Origin of the sequence: Kineococcus sp. TRM81007 (genome assembly GCF_022669155.1) — a bacterium.
In the GTDB taxonomy this organism is placed as follows: Bacteria; Actinomycetota; Actinomycetes; order Actinomycetales; family Kineococcaceae; genus Kineococcus.
Genome location: NZ_JALBVB010000054.1, coordinates 16,571 through 26,511, shown reverse-complemented (window position 1 = coordinate 26,511; position 9,941 = coordinate 16,571). Strand labels below are relative to the sequence as shown.

General features: G+C 76.8%; 10 protein-coding genes. 1 reads left to right on the top strand and 9 read right to left on the bottom strand.

Translation table 11 applies throughout. The annotated features are described in order from the left end of the window. Positions 1–8: 8 nt before the first annotated feature. Genes MN205_RS13105 through MN205_RS13095 form a run of 3 tightly spaced genes read right to left on the bottom strand, consistent with a single transcriptional unit; the run spans position 9 to position 3,174 of the window. Positions 9–770: an ABC transporter permease gene (locus MN205_RS13105; protein WP_242127977.1), complete on the bottom strand. Its 762-nt coding sequence runs from the start codon at positions 768–770 to the stop codon at positions 9–11. Further along, positions 767–2,359, bottom strand: a complete 1,593-nt coding sequence (locus tag MN205_RS13100) for a hypothetical protein (protein ID WP_242127975.1) — start codon at positions 2,357–2,359, stop codon at positions 767–769. The genes MN205_RS13105 and MN205_RS13100 overlap by 4 nt, the downstream gene beginning before the upstream one ends. After that, positions 2,359–3,174, bottom strand: a complete 816-nt coding sequence (locus MN205_RS13095) for an ABC transporter ATP-binding protein (protein WP_374115936.1) — start codon at positions 3,172–3,174, stop codon at positions 2,359–2,361. Before MN205_RS13095 ends, MN205_RS13100 begins: the two co-directional genes overlap by 1 nt. 180 nt (positions 3,175–3,354) lie before the next feature. On the opposite strand from MN205_RS13095, the gene MN205_RS13090 reads away from it, so the two are divergent. After that, the gene (locus tag MN205_RS13090; protein WP_242127971.1) at positions 3,355–4,857 is read left to right on the top strand and encodes a hypothetical protein; all 1,503 of its coding nucleotides are present in this window, start codon (positions 3,355–3,357) and stop codon (positions 4,855–4,857) included. A gap of 69 nt (positions 4,858–4,926) precedes the next feature. On the opposite strand, the gene MN205_RS13085 is transcribed toward MN205_RS13090, so the two are convergent. From MN205_RS13085 to MN205_RS13060, 6 genes are all read right to left on the bottom strand, one after another. After that, positions 4,927–6,066 carry an FAD-dependent oxidoreductase gene (locus tag MN205_RS13085; RefSeq protein WP_242127969.1) on the bottom strand — a complete coding sequence of 380 codons (1,140 nt, stop codon included), beginning with the start codon at positions 6,064–6,066 and terminating at the stop codon, positions 4,927–4,929. A 136-nt stretch (positions 6,067–6,202) separates the two neighbouring features. Next, the gene (locus tag MN205_RS13080) at positions 6,203–6,526 is read right to left on the bottom strand and encodes a multidrug efflux SMR transporter (protein WP_242127968.1); all 324 of its coding nucleotides are present in this window, start codon (positions 6,524–6,526) and stop codon (positions 6,203–6,205) included. After that, positions 6,523–6,864 carry a multidrug efflux SMR transporter gene (locus MN205_RS13075; RefSeq protein ID WP_242127966.1) on the bottom strand — a complete coding sequence of 114 codons (342 nt, stop codon included), beginning with the start codon at positions 6,862–6,864 and terminating at the stop codon, positions 6,523–6,525. The genes MN205_RS13080 and MN205_RS13075 overlap by 4 nt, the downstream gene beginning before the upstream one ends. Before the next feature lie 45 nt (positions 6,865–6,909). After that, positions 6,910–7,518, bottom strand: a complete 609-nt coding sequence (locus MN205_RS13070) for a GNAT family N-acetyltransferase (RefSeq protein WP_255819577.1) — start codon at positions 7,516–7,518, stop codon at positions 6,910–6,912. Then, positions 7,515–9,068 carry a CYTH and CHAD domain-containing protein gene (locus tag MN205_RS13065; protein ID WP_242128017.1) on the bottom strand — a complete coding sequence of 518 codons (1,554 nt, stop codon included), beginning with the start codon at positions 9,066–9,068 and terminating at the stop codon, positions 7,515–7,517. The genes MN205_RS13070 and MN205_RS13065 overlap by 4 nt, the downstream gene beginning before the upstream one ends. 87 nt (positions 9,069–9,155) lie before the next feature. Then, the gene (locus MN205_RS13060; protein ID WP_242127963.1) at positions 9,156–9,836 is read right to left on the bottom strand and encodes a bifunctional 2-polyprenyl-6-hydroxyphenol methylase/3-demethylubiquinol 3-O-methyltransferase UbiG; all 681 of its coding nucleotides are present in this window, start codon (positions 9,834–9,836) and stop codon (positions 9,156–9,158) included. Between the last annotated feature and the right edge of the window lie 105 nt (positions 9,837–9,941).

Below are 9,941 nucleotides of genomic sequence, written 5' to 3'. Positions count from 1 at the left end.
GTGCACGATCACCGCGGGGTGGATGCGGGGGCGGGGCGGGTGCGCACCCCCCGGCCCAGCAGGCGGGTGATCACCACCACCGCGATCGTCTCGGCCGCGATGAGCCCCACGAGGACGAGCAGCTGCACCCGCGCCGCCTCCAGCGGGCTCGCCCCGCCCAGCAGCAGCCCGACGAAGGCGCCGGGCAGCGTGACGAGCCCGACGTTGCGGGTCTGGTCCAGGGCGGGTGCGAGGGCGCGGGCGGCGGCGGTGCGCCCCAGCTCCGCCACCGCCCGGGCGGGGGCGGCGCCCAGCGCCAGCCAGCCCTCCACGAGGTCCCACCGCTCGGTGACGTCGTCGAGCATCCGGCGGCCGGCGAGCGTGGTGGCACCCATGGCGCCGCCGATGAGCTGGGCGGTGAAGGGCACCACGTCCAGCGCGCGCAGCGGCAGGGCCCCGGTGGCGACCACGACCGAGGCCGCCGGGAGGGCGCCGGCGCCGACGGCCAGGGCCGTGCCGGGCCAGGTGCGCAACGAGCCGAGGCGCCGGGCGGACGTCCAGGACGCCACGGCCAGGGCGAGCGCGAGGTACAGGGGCGCGAGGGCCGGGGTGCGCAGGACGGCGCCGAGGACGAGGCCGATCGCGGCGATCTGCACGGTGGCGCGCGCGCACACCACGGCGACCTCGCGGCCCTGCCGCAGGCCGCCGACCCGCCCGGCGGCCACGGCGAGCGCCGCCAGCAGCACGACGGCGAGCGCCAGGCTCGCCGTGGCCCCGGCGGGCGGGTTCACGAGCGCGCGGCGACGGCCAGCACCTCGGGAGCGCGGCGGTCGAGCAGGGCACCGCCGCGGGTCAGGCCCAGCCACACCCACAGGACGCCCAGCCCGGCGCCGACGAGCAGGCCGATCCACCCGGCCCACGGCGCCCACAGCAGCGCCACGAGCAGCGCCGCGAGGGCGGGCAGTGCCAGCGCGGTGACCGCGAGGGTGGTGACGAGCTGGGCGAGGAGGGTGGCGGTGGCGGCGCCGCGGGGGCTGGAGAACGGGTTCCCGCCGGGCGGGGCCACCGGGTAGGGGGCCAGCGCGCTCGCGACGCTGGAGACGCCGTACCCCGCGCCGAGGAGGGCCGCGGAGGCGCCGGCGAGGGCGGGCAGCAGGTCGCCGCGCCCGGCGACGAGGGCCCCGGCGACGGTGGCGACGAGCACGAGGGGCACCTGCCAGAGCGCGGCGGCGAGGACGCGGCCGGCGCGGTCGTCGCGCCCGCGCACGCCCGCGGTGACGTGCAGGGTGAACGCGGAGTGGTCGTAGGCGACGTCGTCGTGCAGGGACCAGCCGGTGACGAAGGCGACGAGCGGGCCGGCGGCGAGGAACCAGCGGCCGCTGTCGTCGCCGGCGGACAGCGGCAGCACGAGCAGCAGCAGCGGCACCACCGCGACGGAGGCGGCGGAGACGAGGTAGCGCGGGTCGCGGCGCCAGTACAGGAGGCAGCGGCGGGCCACGGCACCGGCGGGGGTGTCGGGCAGGCGGTCCAGGAGGCCGCCGCCGCGGGTCGCGGTGCGGGTGGAGCCGCTGCCGCCGCCCGCGGCGGGCCCGGTGCCGGAGCGGCCCAGGGCGAGCGCCCACACGCCCAGCACGGCGGCGAGCACGAGCAGGGCGAGCGCCAGGCGCAGCAGCGCGGTGCCCCAGCGGCCGGCGGCGGCGTCGGCGGCGGCGGCCCACGCGAAGCCGGGCGGGGTCCAGCCGGCCACGGCGGCGGCGTCGCGGCCGAGGGCGGCGAGGTCGCCCAGGCCGTCCTCGACGCGCTGGGCGAGCAGGTTGACGCCCGGGGCGAGGAGGACGATGAGGACACCGCCGACGAGGACGGCGACGTCGCGGGTGCGGCGGGCGCGCAGCAGCGCGGCGGCGGCCGTGGTGGTGGCGCGGGAGGCGGCTACGGCGGTGAGGGTGCCGACGACGGCGGCCACGACGGCCACGGCGGTGGCGGCGGCCGAGCGGGACAGGGCGGCGGCGCCGGCCAGGGACAGCAGCAGGGTGACGGCGCCGGGCAGGCCGACGAGCCCGGCGAGCAGCAGCCCGGGCACGAGCTGGGTGCGGGGCACGGCGAAGGTGGCGAACCGGGAGGGGTCGACGGTCTCGTCGACGCCGAAGGCGACGAGCGGGATCAGCGCCCAGCCGAGCACGGCGAGGGTCCCGGTGCCGACGACGACGGGGCCGGCGACGTCCAGGGCGGCGAAGCGCAGGGCGACGAGCCCGGCGCCGACGGTGGCGACGAGGAACAGCGCGTAGAGGACGCCGAGGACGAACGCGACGATCTGCCAGGGGCTGCGGCGCAGCCCGTTGCGCAGCAGGGTCAGCTTGAGGCGGAGCAGGGTGGCGACCATCAGCGCAGCCAGTCCAGGGAGCCGGTGAGGTCGCGGCCGCCGCCGACGAGGTCGACGAAGCGCTCCTCCAGGGTGCCACCGCCGCGCACGGTGTCGAGGTCACCGGTGGCCAGGACGCGCCCGGCGGAGATGACGGCGACGTGGTCGCACATCCGCTCCACGAGGTCCATGACGTGGCTGGAGAGCACGACGGTGCCGCCGCCGGCGACGTAGGAGGTGAGCAGGGAGCGGATCGTGGCGCCGCTGACGGGGTCGACGGCCTCGAACGGCTCGTCGAGGACGAGCAGGCGGGGGGCGTGCACGAGCGCGCAGGCGAGCGCGACCTTCTTGGTCATGCCGGCGGAGTAGTCGACGACGAGGGTGCCGGCGGCGTCGGCGAGGCCGAGGGCGTCGAGGAGCTCGGGGGCGCGCTGCTCCACGACGTCGCGGGGCACCCCGCGCAGCAGGCCGGAGTAGCGGACGAGTTCGAGGCCGGTGAGCCGGTCGAACAGGCGCACCCCGTCGGGCAGGACGCCGAGGCGGCGCTTGCCGGCGATCGGGTCGGCCCACAGGTCGGCGCCGAGGACGAACGCGCGCCCGGCGTCGGGGCGCAGCAGCCCGGTGGCCATGGACAGGGTGGTGGTCTTGCCGGCGCCGTTGGGGCCGACGACGCCGAAGAAGGAGCCGGCGGGCACGTCGAGGTCGAGGGCGTCGACGGCGAGCTTGTCGCCGAACCGCTTGGTGAGCCCGCGCAGCGCGAGGGCGGGCGCGGGTGGTCCTGCGGGTGGCTGGGTCTGGTGCTGCACGGTCTCCCCCTGGTCGTCCACGGCGGGCATCCTCCCAGCCGGTGCCGGGTGCGGAGCGTGCGGCGCAGGTGCTCGGCGCGCGACCGCGGACGTCGGGGAGGACCGGCCGCGACCTCACGTCCAGTGACCTCCCGTCACCCGACACCCTTCGGGGGGCACGGCTCGCCCCCCGCGCGCGGATCACGTGCCCGGTCCGTGAGACCTTCAGGCATGGTCGAACGCACCACCGAGCAGCTCGAGCCGGACTTCCTGGACGTCCGGCGGCAGGCACCGGTCACCGCCGACACCGTCCGCCGTCAGGTCGCCGAGCCGGACTCGCCCGTCCTGGTCGACTTCGACCACACGCTCTTCGCGTCCAACAGCACCGAGCTCTTCATCTCGCGCTGCCGGCCGTCCCTGGTGGTCGCCGTCATCGACTTCCTGGTGCGGGGGTGCGTGCCGTGGCGGCTGGTGCCCGGCGGCCGCGGCTACCGCGTGCGCGACTACCTCTGCGTCGTCCTGATCGTCGTCCTGACGCCCTGGAACCTGCTCCTGTGGCGCAGGGCGGCACCGGCCCTCTTCGAGCAGCACCGCGCCACCGGGGTCTCCGGCCTCCTCGCCGACGTCGACCGTTCGCGGCTCACGATCATCTCCTTCGGCATGGCCTTCGTGATCCGGAGCCTGCTGCGGGGGAGCGAGTACCAGTCGGCAGCGCTGGTGGCGACGCCGCTGCTCCCCCGGCCGTCCTGGTTCGCCGGGGGCAAGACGACGACGGCGGTCGGGGCCGTCGGCGAGGGCGGGGTGGCCCGGGCCGTCTTCGTCTCCGACTCGCTCGACGACGCCGACCTGCTCGGGGCGTGCCGCTCGGGTCTGCTCGTCCCGCCGCAGGGCCGGCGGGTGTCCGCCCGCGAGCGGCTCTACATCCCGATGCGCTACACGGCCCAGGTCAAGTACTCGCGCTGGTACACGCTGGACCAGTTCCTCCTGGTGGACGCCCTCATCACCGCCATCGCCGTCGCCTACGACCTGACGAGCCTGCTGCACTTCGTGGTGATCACGCCGCTGCTGCTGCTGTCGGTGATGTCGGTCTACGAGATCGGCTACTTCGAGAACGACATGCACGCCTCGAAGTTCGAGGAGCGCCCGGTCCTCGACCCCGGCGTGTCGCGGTTCCGGGACTACCCGATCCGGGTCCAGGCCTGGGTCTGGGCCCTCGCCTCCGCGGCGGCCGGTCTGGGCACGGCCGTCCTCCTCGACGAGCTCGGCACCGACGAGCTCCTCGCGACCGGCACCTCGTGGCTGCTGCTGCTGGTGGTGCTGCGTGCGGTGTTCTTCCTCTACAACCGGGTGGGCACCGAGGCGCGGATGTTCGTCTACCCCGTGCTGCAGGCGCTGAAGTACGGCGCCGTCTTCCTGGTCTTCGTCCCGACCGTCCTCGGGGTGGTCCTGGTGATGAGCCAGATCACGGCGATGTGGGTGACCTACGTCGTGTACCGGCTCGACGGGCGCAAGGAGGCCCTGGACCGGAACCTCTTCGGTGCTGCGGCGTTCCTGGTCGTCGCCGGCCTGCTGGTCACGGCGAGCGCCGTGCACGGCGGGTTGCTCGAGGAGGGCGACGGCCGCGAGTCGGCGAACCTGGTCTGCTTCGTCGCCGCCCTGCTGTGGTCGCTGGCCAGGGCCGGCAAGGCCCCGGTGCTGCGCCGGGTCAGGGCCGGGTTCGCGCCCCGGTCCTGACCGCCGCAGCCGGTGGGGGCCGGAGCGACCCCTCGTGGACCCGGTGCCGGGTCCCGGGGGACGGTCGGCTCAGGAACCGGCGGGCACCGCACCGACGCGGAACCGCTCCGGCGGTGCGGCGGCGCCGGTGGCGACGTCGGCGGCGACCTCCCCCAGCAGGGGCGCGAACTTCGCCCCGTGCCCGGAGCAGGGCGAGACGACCGTGATGCCGTCGGTGCCGTCGATCACGAAGTCCTCCGTGGGGGTGTTCGTGAACAGGCACGTGGTCTCCGCGTACGGCTCGGGCACCAGGCCCGGCAGGTGACGGCGCACGTAGTCGACGACACGTTCGCGGTTGGCGGGATCGACCGCGCCGGACCGGCGGGAGGCGGAGCCGATGGAGCGCCCGCCGTTGTACTCGGCGACCTTCTGGCCGCGGAACGCGGCGTCGCGGCCGCCGGGCAGCGCGTACACCTGGATCTCGGGGATCGTGTGGATGAGGGTGGGCCAGGTGCCGTGCGGGTGCTCGTCGCGGTACGGGAAGTGGAACGCGTTCTCCTCGCGCACGTCCAGCGCCGGGAACGCCTCCAGGAAGCCCCGCGGCAGCGGCAGGCCGCCGAGCAGGTCGGGCAGCCAGCCGCCGGCGCAGACGACGACGTGCCCGGCGTCGATCGAGCGTCCCCGCGTGGAGCGGGCGGTGAAACCGGTGGCGGTGCGCTCCAGCCCCACCAGCGGCCAGCCGGTGAGCACCCGCGCACCCCTCGCCCGCGCGAGGGCGACCATGGCGCGCACGGTGCTCTCGGCGTCGATCACCGCGCCGCCGGGCTGGTGCAGCACCTCGCCGTCGACGGCGAGCTGCGGCCAGCGCGCCCGGGCCGCCTCGGCGCTGAGCAGCTCGTGCTCCACGCCGACGGACCCCAGCACCCGCGCCAGCGCCCGCGCGTCCCGGCCGGGGCCGTGGTCGAGCGCACCGGTGGGGGTCAGCAGGGGGGCGCCGTGCAGGCGCTCCAGCTCCCGGAAGCCGGCGGCGGCGCGCACCACCATCTCGACGTAGTCGCGCTCTGCGTAGGCGTAGCGGAAGATGCGCGCCGACCCGTGGGAGCTGCCGTCGCGGGCGGCGGGCTCGGTGCGCTCCACGAGGGTGACCTCGTGGCCGCGCTCGGCCAGCTGCCACGCGGTGGCCGCCCCGGCCAGGCCGGCGCCGACGACCAGGTGCCGCGAACCGCTCACGAACCCCTCCCGTCCCCGGCCCCACCGTCCGCGGTCGCGCCGGCCCCCAGCACCGTGCCGCGGCACCGCGCCGGCCCCCCGCACCGGGTCCGGCGGCCCCACCTTCTCACCGCTCACCGCGACGACCGCGCGGTGGTCAGCTCCCCGAGCCGGCCTCGACGAGCAGGACCCCGCCGACGATCAGGAGGATCCCCAGGACGGTGGTGCGGTTGAGCACCTCGCCGAAGAGGACCCTGCTGAGCACGGCGGTCAGCGCGACCCCGGCGGCGGCCCAGACGCCGTAGGCGACGCCCAGGCCGATGCCGCTGGACAGGGTCAGGGACAGGCAGGTGAAGGCGGCCAGGTACCCGGTCACGACGGCGGCGTACCAGCGCCGGCGCCCGTGGGTGGCGGCGCGCAGCGACAGGGTCGCGCTCACCTCGCACACGACGGCCAGGGCCAGGAAGAGGTACCCCCTCACGGTTCCTCCCGCTCCCGCCCGCGCTGCGAACCCAGCTCGACGGCGAGGACGCCGGCGACGATGAGCACGATGCCCGCGAGCGCCACCGGGCCGAGGGCCTCGCCGAACACGACGGCGCTCAGGGTCGCGGTCAGGGCCACGCCCGCCGCGGACCAGGTGCCGTAGGCCACCCCGAGGGGCATCCCGGCGCGCAGCACCCTGCCCAGGAGGGCGAAGGCCCCCGCGTAGCCGGCGACGACCACGACGTACCAGCCCGGGTGCCCGAGCGCGGCCTTCAGGGACAGCGAGGCGGACACCTCGCTGAGGACGGCGCACGCGAGCAGCACCCACCTGTTCACGGACCCCTCCTCACGCGTCGTGCGGTGCCCCGGTGGCTCGCGGCATCAGCGGGCCCCCAGGCGCCCGAGCAGGCCGCTGCGCACCGCGGGCCACTCGGAACCGGTGACGGAGAACACGACCGTGTCGCGGTAGCTGCCGTCGTGCCACAGCACGTGGTTGCGCAGCACGCCGTCCTGCTTGGCGCCCAGCCGGGCGATCGCGGCGCGGGACTGCTGGTTGTGCCAGTGGGTGCGGAACTCCACCGCCGCGCAGCCCAGCACCTCGAACGCACGCGTCAGCAGCAGCAGCTTCGCCTCCGCGTTGATCCCCGTCCCCTGCGCGGACTTCGCCAGGAACGTCGAGCCGATCTCCAGCCGCCGGTTCACCGGGTCGAGGTTCAGGTACGTCGTCGCCCCGCACACCTCGCCGGTGTCCAGGCGCCGCACCGCCCACGGCACCACCAGGCCGGCGCGCTGCTTCGCCAGGCGCTGCTCGACGTCCGCGGCGACGGCGCCGGGCGCGGGGACGTGCGTGTACCAGGTGCGGTGCAGGTCGCCCTCGGCGACGACGCGGCGCAACCCCTCCACGTGACCGGCCGCCGGGTCCGCGGACAGCGGTTCCAGCGCGACGCGCGCACCGGCCAGCGGGACCGGCCGCGAGAACTCCGCGGTCAGCTCATCCACTTGCGCAGCTTCTTCCGGTTCGCGGCGTCCCACGCCCCGTCGAGGTCGTGGCGGGCCACCGCCGAGCGGACCTCCTCCAGGGCGTGCACGCGGCCGAGCACGAACGCCCCCTGGCCGGCGGCGGGCACGAGCTCCTCCAGCACGGCGCGGGCCGCGACGGCCTGCTCGTGCTCGACGAGGACAGCGGTGAGCTCCTTCAGCGCGTCGGCGTACTCCTCCACGTCGTCGCCGCGCAGCGGCACGAGCGCGCCGGCCGCGGCGCGGGCGTCCTCGGCGGCGCGGCGCAGGCGCACCAGCGGGTCGGCGGCCGGGTCGCCGGCCGGCACGTCGGCGTCCTCGCCGTCGGGGTCCACGTCGCGCTGGGCGTCCTTCACGGCGCGGTGCGCGTCGGCGGCCAGCGGCAGCAGCGCCTTGCGCGCGGAGCGGGACGCCTCCCGGGTCAGCGGCGGGGCGGCGACGAACGCCTCCAGGGCCGCCACGAGCGAGCGGTACCGCTCGGAGTCCAGGGCGGCGACGACCTCGGCCTGGGCGGCGCCGTGCCGCTCGCCCATCAGCGCCCGGACGCTCTCGGCGACGGCGGCCGGGTCGCCGAGGCCGGAGCCGGCGACGTGACCGGTGGCCTCCTCGTCGAGGTCGGCCAGCAGGCGCTCGGTGAGGACCTCGGCGTCGCGGGCGGCGGCCAGCACGCCGGTCAGCCACTCCAGCTCACCCAGCAGCGCCTCGCGCGGCTCGTCGGCGAACAGGGGGGCGAAGGAGCGCAGGACACCGGTGAGGCGGCGGGACGCACCGCGCAGGGCGTGCACGGCGCCGGGGGCGTCGATGCGGGCCAGGGGGTCCTGCGCCAGCAGGCGGGAGACGTCGTGGGCGAGCTGGCCCAGGACGGGGGCTCCGGCGGAGCGGTCGTCCAGGCCGGCACCGTCGCCGTCCTCGGTCTCCTCCTGACCGTCCAGGACGGTGCGCAGCTGCTCGGTGCGGTCGGACTCCTCGGCACCGCGCTGCTCCCACGCGGCGGTGACGGCGTCCAGCAGGTCGCGGCGGCCGTCGACCACCTCGACCTGCCACTCCGCCCACGCCTGCACCGCGGAGTCCTCCGGGACCAGCGGGCGCGCCTGCACCCGGCGGGTCGTCAGGCGCGCCACGACGGCGCCGTCGGCGTCGAGCAGGTCGCGCTGGGTGGCGTCGGCGGTCAGCTGCAGCACCGGCCCGAGGGTCCGCCCGCGCGCCGCCGCCCACGTGAGCCGCTGCAGCGCAGCGGGTGCGGTGCGCACCGCGCGCCCCAGGGCGTGGCGGACCTGGTGGGTGCGCGGGCCCCGCCCGGGCAGTTCCAGCACCCAGCCGCGCGGCGCGTCGCCGGTCTGCCGGCGCACCGACGCGCCGGCGGCGGCGAGCGCGAGGTCCGCGGTGTCGTAGTGCGTCTCCTCCCCGCGCACCTCGCGGGGCGGGGAGACGTCGGCGACGCCGGGCAGTTCACCGCCGCCGGGCGCCTCGTCGGCCGACGGGGCCAGGTAGGTGCGGGTCAGTGCGAGGCGCGGGGACTGCATGGTCAAGAGAAGTACCACGAAGCGGGAGGGGGACGTCCCCACCGGGCCGGACGGGCACGCCGCGGCCCCGGGACGTTCACCGCACCGTCAGGCGCCCGGGCGGCGCAGGTGGAGCAGCCCGTCGTCGATGGTGGCGCGCTGCCCGTCCGGGCCGGTCACCTCGCGCGGCAGCAGCTCCTCGCGGACCACCTCCCAGCCCGCGGTGGCGGGCGCGAGGGTGTCGCGGTCCTCGCGCGGGGTGGGCAGGTGCACCCGGTGGTGCTCGTCGTGGTCGTCGTGGTCGCCGTGGTCGCCGTGGTCGCCGTGGTCGCCCCACGGCGGGGTGCTGGAGTGCGCCACGACGACGAGGGAGCCGCCGGGTGCGACGAGGCCGGCGGCGCGGCGCAGCACGTCGTCGCGGTCGAGGTGCGCGACGGAGTGCAGGAAGGAGGCGGTGACCAGGTCGAACTCGCCGGCGGGCAGCGAGGCGCCCAGGTCGTGCTCCTCGAACCGGGCGCGGTCGCCGAGACCGGCCTCGGCGGCGTGCGCGGCGGCGCGCGCCAGCGCGGTGGGTGAGACGTCGGCGCCGGTGGCGCGCCAGCCGAGGGAGGCCAGCCACACGACGTCACCACCCTCCCCGCAACCGAGGTCGAGCGCGGTGCCGGGGGTCAGGTCCTGCACGGCGCGCACGAGCGCGGCGTTGGGCCGCCCGCTCCAGCGCTCGCCGGCGGTGTACATGCCCTCCCAGAGGGCGCGGGCGTCGGGAGCGTCGGGGTCGAAGTCGTTCACCCCGGCATCGTCGGCCGCGCTCCCCGCCCGGTCGAGCCCTCGTGCCGTTCCGGCAACCCCTCCCCTCGCCCCTCCCTCCCCCACCCCTCGGTGATCTTGCGCGCG

Bases quoted from the DNA above. Each gene is read 5' to 3' on its own strand.
- MN205_RS13100 (WP_242127975.1), bottom strand. From the start codon at position 2,359: ATGGTCGCCACCCTGCTCCGCCTCAAGCTGACCCTGCTGCGCAACGGG.
- MN205_RS13095 (WP_374115936.1), bottom strand. From the start codon at position 3,174: ATGCCCGCCGTGGACGACCAGGGGGAGACCGTGCAGCACCAGACCCAG.
- MN205_RS13090 (WP_242127971.1), top strand. From the start codon at position 3,355: ATGGTCGAACGCACCACCGAGCAGCTCGAGCCGGACTTCCTGGACGTC.
- MN205_RS13065 (WP_242128017.1), bottom strand. From the start codon at position 9,068: ATGCAGTCCCCGCGCCTCGCACTGACCCGCACCTACCTGGCCCCGTCG.